Annotated in this window: 14 protein-coding genes; 10 read left to right on the top strand and 4 right to left on the bottom strand. The window is 70.6% G+C overall.

Annotation, left to right across the window (positions count from 1 at the left end; all coding sequences use genetic code 11):
- The first annotated feature begins 2 nt into the window (after positions 1-2).
- From DYE07_RS06895 to DYE07_RS06860, 8 genes are all read left to right on the top strand, one after another.
- Positions 3-1,700 (top strand): PIG-L family deacetylase, encoded by a 1,698-nt coding sequence (locus DYE07_RS06895; protein ID WP_174897345.1) that lies wholly within the window; start codon positions 3-5, stop codon positions 1,698-1,700.
- The gene (locus DYE07_RS06890) at positions 1,697-2,668 is read left to right on the top strand and encodes a WcbI family polysaccharide biosynthesis putative acetyltransferase (RefSeq protein ID WP_147286894.1); all 972 of its coding nucleotides are present in this window, start codon (positions 1,697-1,699) and stop codon (positions 2,666-2,668) included. Before DYE07_RS06895 ends, DYE07_RS06890 begins: the two co-directional genes overlap by 4 nt.
- A gap of 83 nt (positions 2,669-2,751) precedes the next feature.
- On the top strand, positions 2,752-3,933 hold the full coding sequence (locus DYE07_RS06885) for a glycosyltransferase family protein (RefSeq protein WP_147286893.1): 1,182 nt from the start codon (positions 2,752-2,754) through the stop codon (positions 3,931-3,933).
- Positions 3,930-5,249, top strand: a complete 1,320-nt coding sequence (locus DYE07_RS06880; protein ID WP_115296612.1) for a glycosyltransferase family 2 protein — start codon at positions 3,930-3,932, stop codon at positions 5,247-5,249. Before DYE07_RS06885 ends, DYE07_RS06880 begins: the two co-directional genes overlap by 4 nt.
- Positions 5,246-6,049, top strand: a complete 804-nt coding sequence (locus DYE07_RS06875; RefSeq protein WP_082740547.1) for a glycosyltransferase family 2 protein — start codon at positions 5,246-5,248, stop codon at positions 6,047-6,049. Before DYE07_RS06880 ends, DYE07_RS06875 begins: the two co-directional genes overlap by 4 nt.
- A complete protein-coding gene (locus tag DYE07_RS06870) occupies positions 6,046-7,440 on the top strand; it encodes a glycosyltransferase (RefSeq protein ID WP_115296611.1) in 1,395 nt (464 codons plus the stop codon). The genes DYE07_RS06875 and DYE07_RS06870 overlap by 4 nt, the downstream gene beginning before the upstream one ends.
- Positions 7,440-8,963 (top strand): glycosyltransferase, encoded by a 1,524-nt coding sequence (locus tag DYE07_RS14965; RefSeq protein WP_202775043.1) that lies wholly within the window; start codon positions 7,440-7,442, stop codon positions 8,961-8,963. Before DYE07_RS06870 ends, DYE07_RS14965 begins: the two co-directional genes overlap by 1 nt.
- Positions 8,963-9,835: a glycosyltransferase family 2 protein gene (locus DYE07_RS06860; RefSeq protein ID WP_115296610.1), complete on the top strand. Its 873-nt coding sequence runs from the start codon at positions 8,963-8,965 to the stop codon at positions 9,833-9,835. The genes DYE07_RS14965 and DYE07_RS06860 overlap by 1 nt, the downstream gene beginning before the upstream one ends.
- Here DYE07_RS06860 and DYE07_RS06855 read toward each other — a convergent pair.
- Positions 9,804-10,616, bottom strand: coding sequence for a GNAT family N-acetyltransferase (locus tag DYE07_RS06855; protein ID WP_115296609.1), 813 nt, complete (start codon positions 10,614-10,616; stop codon positions 9,804-9,806). The genes DYE07_RS06860 and DYE07_RS06855 overlap by 32 nt on opposite strands.
- A gap of 169 nt (positions 10,617-10,785) precedes the next feature.
- On the opposite strand from DYE07_RS06855, the gene DYE07_RS06850 reads away from it, so the two are divergent.
- Entirely contained in the window at positions 10,786-11,847 is a 1,062-nt protein-coding gene (locus DYE07_RS06850) for a lipid II:glycine glycyltransferase FemX (RefSeq protein WP_115296608.1), read from the top strand.
- A 208-nt stretch (positions 11,848-12,055) separates the two neighbouring features.
- On the opposite strand, the gene DYE07_RS06845 is transcribed toward DYE07_RS06850, so the two are convergent.
- Positions 12,056-13,240, bottom strand: a complete 1,185-nt coding sequence (locus DYE07_RS06845) for a glycosyltransferase (protein ID WP_172462960.1) — start codon at positions 13,238-13,240, stop codon at positions 12,056-12,058.
- Between the two features lie 322 nt (positions 13,241-13,562).
- Here DYE07_RS06845 and DYE07_RS15120 point away from each other — a divergent pair, with 322 nt between their 5' ends.
- Positions 13,563-14,204: a DUF3253 domain-containing protein gene (locus tag DYE07_RS15120; protein WP_237723861.1), complete on the top strand. Its 642-nt coding sequence runs from the start codon at positions 13,563-13,565 to the stop codon at positions 14,202-14,204.
- A gap of 203 nt (positions 14,205-14,407) precedes the next feature.
- Here DYE07_RS15120 and DYE07_RS06830 read toward each other — a convergent pair whose 3' ends face one another.
- Positions 14,408-15,130, bottom strand: a complete 723-nt coding sequence (locus DYE07_RS06830; protein ID WP_062256485.1) for a CPBP family intramembrane glutamic endopeptidase — start codon at positions 15,128-15,130, stop codon at positions 14,408-14,410.
- On the bottom strand, positions 15,130-16,545 hold the full coding sequence (locus DYE07_RS06825) for a tryptophan-rich sensory protein (RefSeq protein ID WP_040014985.1): 1,416 nt from the start codon (positions 16,543-16,545) through the stop codon (positions 15,130-15,132). The genes DYE07_RS06830 and DYE07_RS06825 overlap by 1 nt, the downstream gene beginning before the upstream one ends.
- Positions 16,546-16,632 lie beyond the last annotated feature (87 nt).

Here is a 16,632-nt window from a genome sequence, read left to right as displayed (position 1 = left end):
GGATGCCCGCCGCGCCGGCCTCGTGGTCGTCGCGGGAGCCCGGCACGAGCGAACGCACGTGGTTGCGAGGGACGCCATGGGCGTCGCTTGGCCACCTCGACGTCGAAGCCCTCGCTGCCCGGTACAGCCGCGTCGTCGTCGTCGCGGCTCACCCCGACGACGAGACACTCGCCGTCGGCGCATTCTTGGCGATGCTCGCGGACGCGGGGTTGCCCGTAGACGTCGCCCTCGTCACCGACGGCGAGGGATCGCACTCTGCGGCAACGGGACTGACATTCGAGGTCGTCCGCGAAGTCCGTCGTCGCGAGTTCGACGACGCTCTCGGTGTGCTGCTCGGCGGTGCGCTCGGGCGGGTTGAGCGCCTTGCGCTACCTGACGGCCGCGTCGCTGACCACCGTGCCGAGCTGGCCGCTGCGCTGGAGCGCGTCGTGCGGGTAACTGCGGCGGAGGCATCCACGGTGTCGGACCAGTCGCCCTCGAGAGCGGTCGGCTGCGATGACGCAGCCACCGATGTGACCTCGACGGTGACGCCGTCGATGACGCCGGTGCGTGGGTCGGGAACTGAGCGGGTGCTCGTCGTCGCCCCGGCGGAGGCCGATGCGCACATCGACCACGACACGTGCGGAGCCGTGGCGCGTGACGTCGCGGCGCAGCTCGGGGCGGCGTGCGTCAGCTATCCGTTGTGGTGGTGGCACTGGGGCGACCCATCGTCGGTCGCCGAAACAGTCTGGGAGAGCAGCGTTCTCGCTGTCCCCGACGTCGCCTCGCTCCAGCGCAAACGCGCGGCCATCGCGGCGTACTCGTCACAGATCGGGACGTTCGCGCGCCCGACAGCCGAGCCTGCGATGCTCGACGCCGGCGTCCTCGCCCACTTCGAACGTCTCGTCGAGACACTCTTCGACCCGGACGGCGCGCTGCCCCGCGTCGCCTCGTTCGATGACGGACGCACGCCGGCGGCATCCTTCGACGCGATGTTCGAGGGCAGCGGCGACCCGTGGGGTGTCGAGACGCGCTGGTACGAGCGGCGTCGCCGTGCCCTCATCGAGGCGATGCTGCCTGACGAGCATCTCGGGCGCGTGCTCGATCTCGGATGCTCCACGGGCGCCCTGACGCGGGTGCTCGCCGAGCGCGCCGACGGCGTGGTCGCGGTCGACGGGAGCGCCCAGGCGCTGGCGCGCGCTCGTCGACGTGACGTCGACGGCGTCGACTGGCGCCACGCCGAACTGCCTTCTGTGCTCGATGAACTCGCCGACGAAGGGCAGCGGTTCGACACCGTCGTGCTCAGCGAGATCGGCTACTTCCTCGACGGCGCGACGCTGCTGGCGACCCTTGCCGGCATCGACGCGCTGCTGCGCGATGACGGTGTCGTCGTCGTGGCGAACTGGCTGCACCCGACGCGTGACATCCCCCTCGACGGGCGTCTCGTCGATGAGCAGGTGCGCCTCGTGTGGCCGACGCTCGCGCGTTACGAAGACGACGACGTCGCCATCGTGGTCGCTCGCCCGAGCAACGGCGATGCCCCAACCGCCGCAACGGCCCCCGTGTCGCGCGACACCCGCGCCGTCCTGCGAATCCCGTCCACGGCGAATCCTGTCCACATCGGCGATTTTCGTCCACATTCGTCGGCTGACGGCGAGCGCGGCGTTGGCGCCGTCAGCGGCGAAAGTGCCAGAGATGACGTCGAAGGAGAGGCCTCATGACAGTGCCTGCCGTCGAGGCGACGCCTCGCAACCTGCACTACGGCGAGTTCTACGGTCTCACCGACCCCGTGCCGACGGCCGATCCTGCCGGCCGCCCGGTGCTCGTCGTCCACGGCAACTGCCAGGCGGAGTCGCTGCGCGTACTTCTCGACGGTCGGTACGGCGATCGCATCCGCACGATCCGCCTCGTCCCGGCGCACGAACTGCTTGCCGATGATGTGCCGCACCTGCATCGCATCCTCGCGCAGGCCCACTACCTCGTGACGCAACCCGTCGCCCCCGGGTATCGCGGCCTGCCCGTCGGCACGGACGAACTGCTCACGGCGGCGCCGCACGTCAGGTCGACGATCGTGCCCGTCATGCGGTGGGCGGGGCTGCACCCGGCGCAGGTCATCGTCCGCACGCCCGCGGGCGAGCCGCCGATCGTGCCGTATCACGATCTGCGCGTCATCGCGGCGTGCCGCCGAGCGGGTGACCACGCGACTCGCATGACGAGCGACGACCTGCCGCAGCTCGACGAGCGCGCCGTCGCTGCCCTGCGCGACGCATCCCTCGCCGAGCTGACGCGGCGCATCGAGGCGCACGGCGCCGTCGACATTCGTGATGCCCTCGCGCGCCCTGGACGGCGCAGCGTCCACGTCATCAACCACCCGACGAACGACGTCCTCGTCGAGGTCGCCGACCGCATCGCGGCCGCCCTCGACCTCGGCGCACCCCGCGAGTACGACCCTGGCCGGTCGCTGCTCGGCGCCCTCGTCGCGCCGATGGACGAGCGCGCCGCCGCGCTCGCGCAGGTGCCGATGAGCGATGACGACGTCGCCCGCGTGTGGCAGGTGCGCGGTCAGGCGGTGGGCGAGGACGAGATCGTCGCCGCCCACGCCGCGTGGTACGCCGAGCACCCGCAGGCACTCGCGGACGCGGTGCGTCGACATGCGACGTTGCTCGAGATCGTGGACGGTGACGTGTGAGCGCCGCACCGAGCGGCGATGCGTTCGAACATCCGACGGACGTCAAGATGACGAGAAGCCCCGTCGCACATGACAATACGAGGATGACGACGACGCGCCCGGCGAGCACTGCCGCTGAGGAACCCCGCAGCGCGCACGTTGCATCGGGTGATGCGGCTGCAACCGTCGACCACCTCCTGCTCGGCCCGCCCGAGCACGGGGTGACGCGCCACGGGGCGGCTCTCGCCGGTGCGCGCCGCACGTCGATGCTCGACGTGGGGACCGGCGCGCGTGACCTCGCGGCGTACCTCGCGGACGATGCGGGGCCCGTGCATGTTCACCTCACCGACGCGCTGCTCGGCGCCGACCACCGGGCGATCGGAGCCGGGGTGCGCGCGATCGAGGGCGCCGCGCGGCCCGTGCACGTCACGCTTCACGACATTCCGCAGCCCGCCGAGGGGCAGGCGCGCTACGAACGTCGCGCTGCGCTGTATGCGCGCATCGTCGCGGCCGCCGCGTCTGTTCAGGTGTGCAGCGAGGCCGAGCGCGCGATGCTGGGTGACGTCGTCGCGGCGCCTGCCGGTGACGCTGACAGCGCCACTCGGGGTTTCGGCGACGCCGATGTCACTGGCGTCGGTGTCGTCACGTTGCCGGTCGATGCGCGACCGAGTGCAACCGAGGCGGGTGACGCGGTGCTCGCCCTTGGCGATGACGCGCCCGTCGGCGTCCTCGGGTTCGTCCATCCGGGCAAGGATCCGCAGTTGGCGCTCGATGTTGCCGCGGCGCTGGGTCGCGACCTCGTCATGCTCGGCGCGGTGGTCGAGGGGCACGAGGACTTCGTCGATGACTTGCGCCGCGCCGCGAACGCGCGCGGAATCGAACTGCGCGTTCTCGGGCACCTGAGCGAGGACGAGATGGACGCCGCGATCGCGACGATCGCCGTGCCGCTCGCGGCCTACCGTCACATCTCCGCGTCGGGTTCGATCGGCCGATGGATCGCCGCCGGTCGCCGGCCGATCACGCTGGCCACGCCGTGGGTCACCGAACTGTCGACGACGGCACCCGGGTCGGTGACGGTCGTCGAACCTCGTACAGATGCAAGCGAGTCGGGTGATCGGGATGGGGTGGTCGACGCTTTCGTCGATGCCGCCCGGGCGGCGCTGAGCGACCCGATGGTGACCGTGACGAACCCGTCGCATCCCGGCTTGCTCACGACGCCGGACGCCGCGCGTCGCCAAAGCGAACTGCTCGCCGCGCACCTGACGCCCCTGGGTGGTGTCGGGTGAGCGCGAACGCTCGCGCGGGCGAGCAAGGGGCTGACCTGAGCGTGGGTGACGGACGCGACGTCGACGTCGTCGTCACGCATTTCGAAGACCCGCAGCGTTTGCGATGGGTGCTGGATTCCCTTGCGGCGCAGGATGATTCGTCGCTGCGCCTCCACGTCGTCGTCGCGGATGACGGTTCGGCCACCCCGCCGAGCGTCCCCGACGGCGTCACGCTCCTGCGACAGGCGAACGAGGGCTTCCGCGCCGCGGCGGTGCGCAATCTCGGCGCGCGCGCCGGGTCGTCACCGGTCGTCCTCTTCCTCGACGGCGACACCGTGCCGACGCCCGGCTACTGTGCCGCGATGGTCGACGCCTTGCGAGAGGCGTCGCGCGAGGCGCCGGGCGCCGGCGCCCTCGTCGTCGGAGCCCGTCGGCATGCCGATCTCAGTGCCGTCGCCGCGCGGGGTGACGACGTCGTGTCCTGGTGTGCGGCAACCGATCCCGAGGCGCCGGCCGACGGTGACGTCCTCGCCGCACCCCAGTGGCTGCGCGACGGCTACGCGCGCACGAACGACCTGCGTGACGCCGGCGACGGCGACTGGCGACTCGTCATCAGCGCCGTCATGGGCATGACGCGCGACGCGTTCGAACGACTCGACGGGTTCGACGAGAGCCTCGTCGGGTACGGCGGCGAAGACTGGGATCTCGCCTATCGCGCCTGGAACACCGGCGTCGCCCTGCGTCATGCGCCGGCCGCGGTGGCCTGGCACGACGGCCCCGACGCGGGGGAGCGAGCCGATCTCGCGCAGCTCAAGGAGGGCGAGCAGCTCGCGCTCGCTGCCCGCATTCCACAGCCAGACGTGCGGGGGCGCCACGGTATCTGGCGCGCCCCGCGCGTCGTCGTGTTCTGGCGGCCGGCGCGAACGGTGGCACCGAGCGGCGAGTACGCCGCCCTCGAGTCGTGGCTCGCGCTCGCGGACGTCGGGATCTGGTGCGGTGAACACCGTCCCGACGTGCTCGCCGATGACTCTCGCGTGTGCGCCGGCGAACCGTCCGACGACGTTCTGCAGCGCGCTGAGTTCATCGTCGACGTCATGCAGCCGTGCGTTCTGCGCGATGCCGAGGGTCTGCTCGCAGCGTGCGACGGCGCGCCATGGGTGGGCGGCGTCGTGACGGCGGCGCGCACCCGTCATCGGACGAATGTGGACGAAAATCGCAGAAATGACAGGGTCGCTGGGCCGGTCGAATCGTCCGCGGATGCGTCACCGATCGTCGACACCGTGCCCGCAGACGGGCCCCTCGACCTCGAGGCCTGGGGCCGACGGAGGTGGTCATGAGCGAGCGCACCTATCCGTGCGTGACACGTGCGCTCACTCGCAGCCGTGACGGTTCGCCTCGCCCTGCTCTCGCCGGCGCCACCGTCATCGTGCCTGCGCGTGACGAAGAGCAGGCGCTTGCGCACTGCCTCACGGCGCTCGAACGAGCGCTCGTCGAGGTTGCTCATCTCGCGCCGGCGATGACGTTACGTGCGTGCATCGTCCTCGACACGTGCACCGACGACAGCGAGGCCATCGTGCGTGCCTTCGCGGGCGCCGCGGCGCACCGCGGGCAGTTCAGCGTGGAGCCGCTCGTCGTCACGGCGGGGAGCGTCGGGCGAGCGCGTGCCGCGGGAGTGCGCTGCGCGCTCGAATGGGCGGAACGTGACGGCATTGATGCCGACGCGCTGTGGCTCGCGTCGACCGACGCCGACACGCACGTCCCGCCGCACTGGCTGAGCGCCCACATCGCGACGGCCAACGCCGGCGCCGACGCGTACGTCGGCACCGTCGAACCGGACGCGGCTCTCACCGGCGCGCGGCGCGCAGAGTGGATGGAACGACACCATCTGCGGGAGGGGCATCCTCACGTGCACGGCGCGAATCTCGGTGTGCGCGCCTCTGCGTACCTGCGGGTCGGCGGGTTCGCGCCGCTGTCGCTGCACGAGGACGTAGACCTCGTCGAGCGGCTGCGCGCCGAGGACGAGCGCCTCGTGCGGGCGGCCGATGACGCGCGCGTCGTCACGTCGAGCCGTCTCGACGGGCGAGCTGTCGGCGGGTTCGCGACGTATCTGGCCAACCTGCGAGGAGGAGTCGCATGACGTCGCTGCGCATCGCCGTGCTCGCCACGAACCGCAACCCGTTGAGCGAGCCGTTCGCCGGCGGCCAGGAATCGCTGACGGCGGCGCTCGTCGCCGGGTTCCGTCGGCGCGGCCACCACGTCGTGCTGTTCGCGGCCGAGGGGACGCCGGCCGACGTGGCCGACGAGGTCGTGACGTACCCGGCGCTGCCGCGGTTCTCGGCGGTTGCCGCGCTCGACCCGCAGCTGCCGGAGAAGCCGTTTCTCGACGACCATCACGCGTTCACGTTCGCGGCCGCCGAACTGGCGCGCCGGGATCGTGCCGGTGAGCTCGACGTCGTCGCCAACCACAGCCTGCACCACCTGCCGATGTCGCTGTCGCGCGCCTACGACGCGCCGGTCGTCACGACGTTGCACACGCCGCCGTTTCCGTGGATGGAGCTCGGCGCTGCCCTCGCCTCGCCGGCGTCGCGGTTCGTCGCGGTGTCGAAAGCCCTCGCGGCGCAGTGGTCGACGGTGACGCGGCAGGTCGTGGCGAACGGTGTCGACGAGTCGCGTTTCGTCCTCGGGCCGGGTGCTGCCGACGGCCGTCTCGCCTGGGTCGGTCGGATCACGCCGGAGAAGGCGCCGCATCTCGCGATCGATGCGGCGCGGATGGCCGGGCGACGGCTGGCTCTTGTCGGGCCGGTCAGCGATGCCGCGTACTTCGAGGCGGAGATCGCGCCGCGGCTCGGGGGTGACGTCGAGCATCTCGGCGCATTGCGGCCGCAGGAGGTGGCGAAGGTCGTCGGGCGGAGCGACGCGTTGTTCGTCACACCGGCATGGGATGAGCCGTTCGGCCTCGTCGCCGTCGAGGGCGCGATGTGCGGGACGCCTGTCATCGCCCTCGCACGAGGTGGTCTCGTCGAGGTGGTGCGACCGGACATGGGTGTCCTCGTCGACGTGTCGACGAATCCGGTCGTGGATTCGTCTGAGCTCCCGGCAGGAGCCGTGATGGCGGCGCCCGACGACGTGCTGGTCGCCCGACTGGCCTCTGCCGTCACCGAAGTCGACGCTCTCGAGCGCGCGGCGGTGCGCGAGTGCGCCGTCCGCCATTTCTCTCTCGATGCCTGCATCGACGGGCATCTCGCGGTGCTGACGGAGGCGGCTGACGCGGCGCGCCGTTCGCAGCCTGCGTCGGGCGCGCGATCCGTCGAAGGTCACACACCGCTGGACCCGCTCCCGAGCGACGCCGACGCGCGTCGGCTCGTCATCCGTGAGGACATGAAGCCTCCAGCCGGGGTTCGTCCGGGCGTGAGCGCGCAGAACGGCATGGGCAGTGACGTTGCGGACCGTCCGTTGCTCCCGGGGAGCCTTTCGGGCGACAGCGTCTCAGGCGGCGCCCAACCGGACGCGACAGGGGCGATGTCGTGATGCGCATCGGTTATTACGTGCACCATCACGGGCGGGGGCACGCGACGCGGGCGGGCGTCATCGGTGCCGAACTGACGCGGCGCGGGCACGTCATCACCTATCTCGGCAGCGGCGCACTGCCCGACGGGGATCAGGTCGCGCTCGCGTCGGATGCCGATGAAGCGGATGCACCGTTCGTCGACCCCGATGCGGGTGGGCGTCTGCACTGGGCTCCGCTCGGCGGTGGCTACGCCGAGCGTTCGGCGCAGATCGCGGCGTGGGTGACGCAGGCGCGCCCGGACGTCGTCGTCGTCGACGTCTCCGTCGAGGTGACCGCTCTCGTGCGGCTGCTCGGCGTCCCCGTCGTCGTCGTGGCTCAGCCCGGGCGACGCGACGACGCACCGCATGCGCTGGCGTTCGACCTGGCGGCGGCTGTGCTGGCGCCCTGGCCGGCGCGGCTCGACGTCGCGCCGCACCTCGAACGCCATCGCGACAAGACGGTCGAAGTCGGTGGCCTGTCGCGCTTCGCGGGTCATGCTGCGGGGCCGAACACTGCGGGCGGTGGTTCGTCGGCATGTCCCTCCCCGAACTCCTCGGAAAGTGTTGCGTCAGGCCCGCGGGCGGCCGGTTCCCGCGATGCCGGCGGCTGCGGCGTCGCGGCGGACGTCTCGCAGAGCACTGCACCGGGCGCCGGATCCGGCGGTGCAGCAATAGACGCTGTGGGAGGCCCTTCGCTGGGCGCACGGCGAGGGGCCTCGTCAGATGCCTTGGCGGGCAGCGATTCTGACGGTGCCGCGGTGAACGTTCCGGAGGGCCTTTCGGTGGGCACGCCGAGAGGGGCCTTCTCGGACGCGACATCGCGGGGCGCCCAAGAGATACCAAGGTTGCGTGGTGTGCTCCTCGTCGGCGGCGAGGGCTGGGACGACGCTGAGCTTCCGGGCGCCGTCGAACGCGCTGTGCCGCAGGTCCATTGGCGGACGCCCGACGCCGACCACCCCGTCGAGGTTCTGCTCGCGACGGCTGACGTCGTCGTCACCCACGCGGGGCAGAATGCTCTTGCGGACGTCGCTGCCTTCGGTGTTCCTGCCGTCGTCGTGCCGCAGGAGCGTCCGTTCGACGAGCAGGCCGACATGGCTCGTGCTCTTGACGACGCCGGCATCGCGCGCAGGCTGACTCTGGGTGCGACCGCTGACGAGGTCGCTGCCGGCATCCGTGAACTCCTCGCCGGGGACGACGAGCGATCGACAGGACGTGCGTGGGCGCGCTGGTGCGTCCACGGCGCTGTTGACCGCGCGGCTGGCGTCATCGAGGCCACTGCGCGCGGGGGCGTCGCTGACCTAGCTGCTGGAACTGACCCCGACGATCTGGAAGGTGCTGTGCGTGGGAGCAGGCACGGCATCGACGATGTTGCGCGCGCAGGTGTCGCAGAGCGAGGCGTCCGCGAAGCCGGCGGCGCGGCGCGTGGAGTCGTCGAGGGCGGCTCCGGCTGGCCAGCCGCTACCGGCGCCGAGGCGCTCGCACTCGGAGATGGGACGCTGCCGTGATGACCGACATGGGGTCGGGCCGGACGCTGCCCGTCGCCGCCGTCACTCCGGTGCGGGGGCGTCTGGAGCACCTCGTCAATCAGCGACGGTTCCTCGACGAGGTGGCGCCCGACGTGCGACACGTCATCGTCGCCGTCGACATGCCTGATCTGGGTGACGACCTGCGCGCGGCGGGCGTCATGGGTGAGAGCGTCAGCATCGTGCCCCTCGACGATCACCCGCTGGGCATGCCGACCGCGCGGGCCCGCAACGTCGGCGCGACGGCGGCACTCGGTGATGGCGCGGAACTCATCGTCTTCCTCGATGTCGACTGCGTCCCCCTGCCCGGTTTCGTCGATGCGTCGCGTGACGCGCAGCGTCAGCTCGATGCTCGCGGCGAGCGTGCGGTGCTCAACGGCATCGTCACGTATCTGGGGGAGGACGATCGTCTCGACGGTGAATTCCCGGCGGCTGCAAGACGTTTCGTCGCTCCGCATGCTGCGCGCCCCGCGCCGTCGTCGGGTGCGGTCGAGGTCGACGACGACCATCGTCTCCTGTGGTCGCTCGCGTTTGCTCTCGATGCCGACGCCTGGCGCGCGTGCGGCGGTTTCGACGAGCGGTACGTCGGGTACGGCGCGGAGGACACCGACTTCGGCATGCGGGCCCGTGACGCGGGCCTGCGGATGGCGTGGGTCGGCGGCGCGCACGCGTTGCATCAGTGGCATCCGAGCGCGAACCCGCCGCGCCATCACGTCGTCGACATCGTGCGCAACGCGAACCTCTACCGCGAGCGGTGGGGCACCTGGCCGATGGAGGGCTGGTTGCAGGCGTTCGCCGACGAAGGCCTCGTCGAGTGGACCCCTACGTCGTTGTCCCTGGCGTCGCCGCATTGAGCCTTGCGGTGTGCCCGAATGTGGACAGGATTCGCAGGCCTGTCCGAGAATCGCGAATGTGGACGAAAATCGCAGTTGTACACGGCGCGCCGGGGCCATCCTGCGATCTACGTCCCCATCTGCGAATCCCGTCCACATTCGTACCGCGGGGTGACGCATCGCCACCGAGACGAAGAGCGCGGACGGGCCGACTACGCGACGTCGCCGCCGCCGCTCCGCGGGAGGCCTCAGCCTGGGCGCTTTCATCGACGCGGATGCGGCTGTACATGAACATGTCCTTGCGCGAATCGCCCACCTGCTGCCAGGAACGCAGCAGTCCTTCGCGTTCGAAACCACAGGCCTCGGCGCAACGCCATGACGCCTCATTCCACGGCTCGACGTAGAGCTCGAGGCGGGCCACATCTTCGAGCGTCTCGGCCCAACCGCTCAGGATGCTGAGTGCGCGCTTCGCATAGCCGCGTCCCCGGAACGCCGGCGCCAGCCAGTACCCCGTCGAGGCACGCCCCTGGTGGATGGAGCTGAGCCACAGGCCGATGTTGCCGATGCACTGATCGTGCTGGTCGGTGATGGCGAAGGAGTACCCGGCGCCGGTCCGTAGTCGCTCGTGCTGACGCGCTATGTAACTCAGCGCGTCGTCATGGGAACCGCTCGCGGGGACGGTCGTGAGGAGGGGAATCAGCGGGTCGCGGGCAACGCTGCGAACCAGATCCTCGTCATCGTTCACGAAAGCGCGAAGCGTGACACGTCCGTCCCCCAGGTTCGGCAGTTCGGCGGGGAGCATGGTCTCACTCTCCCTCCATCGGCGATCAGCGGCAACCGGGTGACATGCCGAAGGCTCAGGATGCGCGGTCAGGGGGTGAGTCTCGCGATACGGTCGAGAAGTTGCCTCGCGGTCTTCGTCCGTGCTGCACCTCGCCTGAGCGTTATCGCCCCGATGATCGGAACCTCGAATGTTCTCGCTCGAATCGCCACTGCAGACCGACGCGTGGGCCAAGGTCCAACGTAAGCTCGGCAAGCCGACGTCGACACTGCAGGGTGACGGGTGGTCGGCACTGTGCGTCGAGGAGAAGCGCGCGGTCGGCTCCTACCTGTACGTGCCGTACGGGCCGATCTGCCGTGACGCGGGCGCACTCGACGACGCCTTGCGCGCCATCCACGCCCATGCTCGTCGACGGCGAGCCTGGTGGGTTCGCGTCGAGCCGCGCAGCAGCGAACGCGAGGCCCTCTGGTCGGACCTGCCGCTGTGGCGGGACGTGCTCGAGGCCGACAGATTCCACCCGGCGCTGCACGATCACCAACCGAAGCACACTCGCCTCATCGACCTGACTGCGGGCCCGGACGCCATCCTCGCTGCGGCGACGGGCAGCATCCGCACGATTCACCGCAACCACGCGAAGAAGGGCCTGGAGGTGCGGACGAGCCGCAACCCGGACGACGTCACCATCCTCGCCGCGTTCCTGTCGCAGGCTGCGGGGCACAAGCACATCGTCGCCCGCTCGGCCAGCTACCTGCATGCGGTGGCTTCCGCGATGATGCCGGTGGACGCGGCGACCCTCTACTCGACGTGGAAGGACGGCGCCCCGCTGTGCGCCACCCTCGTCTACGACAGCCCCACCCAGCGGCTCTTCGCCCACGCCGCGATGCCCGTGGAGCATCGAAAACTGCGTCCGAACCAGCCCCTCATCACGCGCGCGCTGCTCGACGCCCACGACGCAGGCATTCGGACCGCTGACCTGTTCGGCCTCGCACCACCGGACGAGCCGAACCATGCCTGGGCGGGATTCAGCGCCTTCAAGCGTTCCTTCGGTGGCGAGGACGTCACCCACCTCGGCACCTGGGAACGCGACATCGTGCCCGGAGCGCGACGTGCCCTCGAAGCCCGCGAGCATCTCGCGGAACGTCGTCAGACGCAGCGGGCTCGAGGCCCGGAGGCCACCGCGGACTCGTCGGCGCCCGTGGCGAGCACCGTGGCGACGACGGCGTCAGCGGAGAACAGCTCGGTGCCGCACTGACGATTGGCCGACGGGTCAACGGCGCGACTGGGGCGTCGTAGGGTCCGCGGGGGGCGACGGGGCAGCGGTGGTGACCACGACATCGCCGATGTGACGAGGATTCGCAGACCGGGACGCGGCTCGCAGAGGTGGACGAAGATCGCGAATTTCGTGCACATTCAGGCACACGACGTATGTCGCTCACAGACGCGCCAGGGGCGACGTCGCTTCAACGAGTGGGAATGCTGGCGCGGTAGATCTCGGAGTGAACGCGTGCTCCGGCATCGCGTTCGTCGCGGCGTGCGGCGACGTCGGCCGGGGCAGCCCGCCCTTGGTCGACGGCGACCAGGATCGTGTCGGCAAGCCTGCGAGCGTCGACGGTGGCGTCCTCACTCGCGGCCGCACCGTCCTCGGCCTCATCGCCCCGGCCCGCGAGATCGTAGAGGACGAGCGCGTGCTGTTCGCCGTAGAACCCGACGTTCGGTGCCACGACGCGCACGCCGAGGTCGTGACACATCTCGATCCACCCCGAGTGGGTGCCCCAGACGTTCGCCATGACGCTGACGTCGAGGCCGCCGACGAACGCGAACAGCGTCGCGTCATCCATCGGCTCGTGCAGGACGAGCGTGATGGCGCCGCGCGCCGCCAGCGCCTCGGCGCGCTCGACGACGCAGGCGTCGTGACCGCGATCGGTTGGGTCCGCCACGGCGCGGTGCATCGTCACGACGATCTCGACGTCAGGCCGCTCATCGGCGACGAGGGCGAGCGCGTCGAGCGCTCCCGCTGCGTCTACGTTCGTGCGAAGACTCTTGAGGTGCAAGCCGATTCGCCGACGATCATTTCGCGCGGGCGCCGCTGTGCTGTCGTCGCTCGACCGCGCGTCGGCGCGGTTCGTCCGAGAGGAAGTGTCATCGAGCAGGAGCGCGGCCATGACGTCCAGCGGCACGATGTGCGGGTGGCGCACGACGACGGCGTCGCGACCCCAGCGAGCCTGGATCGCATCAGCCGCGCCCTGCGTCAGCGTGATGACGGCGTCAGCCGCCGGCACGAGCGCGTCGAGTCGGCTGAGCTGCGCCGCCGGGTCCTTGATGTGCGGGTTGCGCAGGTCGTGCACCGTGACGACGACGCCCTTGCCCAGCTCGTGCGCCACGTCGACGACCTCGCGCAGGTGCTCAGGGCTGAACGACTCGAACCCGAAGTGGACGTGCAGCACGTCGAACTCGCCGGCATGCTCGCGTAGCCAGGCCGGATCGAGGATGCGCGGCGGCCACCAGCGCGTCGAGCCGTCGTCCGCGATGACGGGCGGGTCGGGCAGGCGGATCACCTCGTCGCACCCGTCGCCTGGTGTCTCGCCGGTCGGGGAGAGGTGCGCGACGTAGGGGTGATCGGCCGGAACCGACGCGACACGAATCATGGCTTCTCCTGGACGCGATCTCATCGGCTACGACACTGAGCACGACACAGTGAACGCGACCGAGGGCGGGCGCCGTCACCCTACCCGCAGGCTCGCCCGTTGACGGATCATCGTTGCCCGGATTCGCGTCATGTTCGACGCCAATCCGGGCAACGATCGTCCCTCGGCCTGACAAGTGCATCGCGCATCTGCAGTCAGACGGTGCCGCCGACATGAGCCAGGCCCCGGGGAGGCGGCGCGAGGCAGCCCCGTCTTCATCGGCGCGGGCATGTCAGACGTGCTCCGGTGGACACGCGGCGGCGTGGGCCGTCACAGTGGGCGGGTGAGTGAACCCGAGCGCACCCCGGACGGTCGCTACATCGTCGTGAACGGTCGACGCTGGCGCGCGTCCGACCCCGGCATCCCGCCGAAGCTGCGGCAAGAACTCGTCGACGAACTGATGGCCGCCCGTCGCCTCGTGCGCACGGACGCCGAGCACGCCCGACCGCGCGTGCAGGCGGCCAAGATCGCTCTCGGCGAACGGGGCTACGAATGGTGGACTACTCCGTCCGACGACGAACGCGACGTCCGCATCGAAGCGACGATCCGCGCGCTGCTGCGTCATCGCGCCGGCAAGAGCATCTGCCCCAGCGACGTCGCGCGCGTGGTCGGCAGCGGCGCGCACACTGACATCCATGGCGGCTGTATTTCGCAGGCGAGTGGCCACGAGACGGCGACCCAAGTCGGAGGCGAGTCGACCACTACCGGGGGCAGCGATGCGACGAACGGCGATGACGGGTGGCGCGACCTCATGCCCGCCGTCCGCGCCGTGGCGCATCGAATGCGAGCGGCCGGCGAGGTGCTCGTCACCCAGAAGGGCAAGGCCGTCGACGAGACAGCTCGCGGGCCCGTCAGGATCATCTTTGCCGACGGTGGCGCTGACGATGACATTCGTGGTGACGCTGGGGAGCGCCCCACGTCGTGATGTTCCCCGACATCGCGTCGCTGCCGACGCGATGTCGGGCGAAAATCGCTGACGCTCAGTCTGACGACGGGCGTATCACTCGAGATCCGCCGCGACCGTCCCCCGACGCCGCCCTGAGTGTCAGCCTGGCACCACAGGTTGACATCCACCGTAGACCGCAGAGGGGGGACACCCACGTCAAGGGCGTCGGGCGGCCGATCTCACTACACGACGTGCGGCAGGACGAACAGCATGAGCATCGACCACGTCAGGTGCGTGACGATCGGCCCCGCGAGCGAGCCCGACTGCTGACGCAGGACGGCGACGACGAAGCCGAGCATCGCCGCGGCGAGTGCGAGCAGCGGAATGCCGGTCAGGGCCGTGACGGCGGTGTAGGCGACCGTCGTCCACAGCACGCGCTTCCTCGGCGACAGCACGCGCCAGAGCCCGCCTCGGTAGAACACCTCCTCGGCGATGCCGTTGACGGCCGTCGTCAGTGCGACGATCGGCAGGCTGCCCTTGCGGGCATGGTCGAGCAGGTGCGAGACGGGGTCGCGCAGCGCCGGGATGAAGCGCACGAGAAACGCGCCGACGACGAACAACAGCGCCAACGCGATGCCGATGCCGAACGCCTCGAGCAGTTCGCGTCCGTCAGCGCGCCAGCGCAGCCTGGTCGCCCCGACCCGGCCGGCCGCGAAGATCCCCGCTCCGTAGATGACGGCGACGAGGAACGTCGCCGGGTAGAACAGGGCCTGCCCCGGCTCGAGATTGAGCGACCACGACAGTGCGACGGCGGCCGCGACGCCCGTCGCGCCGATGATCACCCGCGTCGCCCCGAGACGATGCTCGGGCACGGGATCGGTTGCGGCGTCACGTAGTTCGACGTCGCGTGCCCCTGCGAGCGCGGCGCCGAAGACGTGGCGAGGTGAGCGGTGCGATGTCGCCATCAGCGTCCCGGGTTGCGACGGGCGATGACGGCGCTGAGGACGGTGGCGAACCCCGTCCACGCCGCGTACGGCGCGAGCACGACGCCCTTCTCCGGCGAGGCCTTGTGCGCGCGGCGCACGAGGTCGGCCGAGCTGGCGGCGAGCACCGCAGCCTCCAGCACCGCCGGACGCAGCTTCTTCGCGGCGAAGAACGTGCCGTTCCAGCCGACGTTGAGGGCCAGGTTCGCGGCGAGCGCCGCGATGTACGCCCGCTGTTCCTTGGTGCGGCCCGTCTCGGCGAGGTCGGCGATCGTCAGGCTCGAGATGAGCGCGAGGTCGGTGTAGAGCGCGCTCCACACGATCGGGAACGCGGCGGGCGGCGGCTGGATCGCCGGCTTGCGCAGCGTGCGGTACCACGCCGACTTCGGGTCGGTCAGCAGCGAGCCGGCGACGGCGGTCGCGGCGACGGCGGCGGACGTCAGCCCGAGCGTGCGTACCCAGCGCGAGGTGTCGAGGTCCTTCACGGCCGCGCGCACGGCATCCTCGAACGTCGTGTGACCGCCCGGAGGTGCGCCGACGAGGTCGTCGAGGTCGCGTTCGTGGACGACGGTGTCGTGCTGCAGGCTGCCGATGAGCGGCGCCGCCAGGCTGCTGGAGACGGGCGTCACGAGGCCGATCCAGTGCCCGGCGAGTCCGGCCGTCGTCACCGGCGCGGTGCCCACGATGCGCGGCAGCCAGCGCTTCGTCGCCTTCGCGTAGCGCTTCATCATGTCGCCGTACGGCATCGGTTCGGGGCCGCCGATGTCGAAGGTGCGGCTGACGTCGGCGGGCAGGTCGGCGGCACCGACGAGATAGTGCACGGCGTCGGCGACGGCGATCGGCTGGATGCGGTTCTTGATCCACTTCGGCGCGATCGCGCCGGGCAGGCGCTCGCTGAGGTTGCGCAGCATGATGAATGACGACGACTCGTCACCGATGACGACGCCCGCCTGCAGCGCCGCCGTCGGAACGCCGGAGTCGATGAGCACGTGGCCCACCTCGACGCGCGAGCGCAGGTGGTCGGACAACTGCTCGACGTCCTCGTCGTCCGGGTGCAGGCCACCGAGGTAGACGATGCGCGAGACGCCGGCGTCGCGGGCGGCGTCGGCGAACGTCGAGGCCATCTCCTTCTCCTCGGAGACGAAGTCGTCGGACGTGCTCATCGAGTGCAGCAGGTACCAGGCGACGTCGACGTCCTCCATGGCGCGCGCGACGTCGGAGGCCTCGGACGCGTCACCCTCGACGACCTCGACGTGCTCGCCCCACGGCAGCGCACGCACCTTCTTCTCGCTGCGGCTGAGCACGCGCACGCGCCATCCCCGCTCGACGAGTTCAGCGGCCACCTGGCCGCCGACGTATCCGGTGGCCCCGGTGACGAGGGCGAGGCGAGAGGTCATGAAGTCCATCCGTTTCATCGAGGAGTGCGCGTGGATCACGTTGGAATTTCAGGATAGTCCTACCTGACGTCGGCGTCAGCGGCGCCG

The organism is Dermacoccus nishinomiyaensis, assembly GCF_900447535.1.
Classification (GTDB): Bacteria; Actinomycetota; Actinomycetes; order Actinomycetales; family Dermatophilaceae; genus Dermacoccus; species Dermacoccus nishinomiyaensis.
The sequence above is the reverse complement of the archived record's forward strand: the minus strand, read 5'-3'. Positions and strand labels throughout refer to the sequence as shown.

Excerpts from the sequence above, each read along its gene's own strand:
- DYE07_RS06855 (WP_115296609.1), bottom strand. The coding sequence starts at position 10,616 with ATGCTCCCCGCCGAACTGCCGAACCTGGGGGACGGACGTGTCACGCTT.
- DYE07_RS06885 (WP_147286893.1), top strand. The coding sequence starts at position 2,752 with ATGACGACGACGCGCCCGGCGAGCACTGCCGCTGAGGAACCCCGCAGC.
- DYE07_RS06825 (WP_040014985.1), bottom strand. The coding sequence starts at position 16,545 with ATGACCTCTCGCCTCGCCCTCGTCACCGGGGCCACCGGATACGTCGGC.
- DYE07_RS06860 (WP_115296610.1), top strand. The coding sequence starts at position 8,963 with ATGACCGACATGGGGTCGGGCCGGACGCTGCCCGTCGCCGCCGTCACT.
- DYE07_RS06830 (WP_062256485.1), bottom strand. The coding sequence starts at position 15,130 with ATGGCGACATCGCACCGCTCACCTCGCCACGTCTTCGGCGCCGCGCTC.
- DYE07_RS06870 (WP_115296611.1), top strand. The coding sequence starts at position 6,046 with ATGACGTCGCTGCGCATCGCCGTGCTCGCCACGAACCGCAACCCGTTG.
- DYE07_RS06875 (WP_082740547.1), top strand. The coding sequence starts at position 5,246 with ATGAGCGAGCGCACCTATCCGTGCGTGACACGTGCGCTCACTCGCAGC.
- DYE07_RS14965 (WP_202775043.1), top strand. The coding sequence starts at position 7,440 with ATGCGCATCGGTTATTACGTGCACCATCACGGGCGGGGGCACGCGACG.
- DYE07_RS06890 (WP_147286894.1), top strand. The coding sequence starts at position 1,697 with ATGACAGTGCCTGCCGTCGAGGCGACGCCTCGCAACCTGCACTACGGC.
- DYE07_RS06845 (WP_172462960.1), bottom strand. The coding sequence starts at position 13,240 with ATGATTCGTGTCGCGTCGGTTCCGGCCGATCACCCCTACGTCGCGCAC.
- DYE07_RS06895 (WP_174897345.1), top strand. The coding sequence starts at position 3 with ATGCCCGCCGCGCCGGCCTCGTGGTCGTCGCGGGAGCCCGGCACGAGC.
- DYE07_RS06850 (WP_115296608.1), top strand. The coding sequence starts at position 10,786 with ATGTTCTCGCTCGAATCGCCACTGCAGACCGACGCGTGGGCCAAGGTC.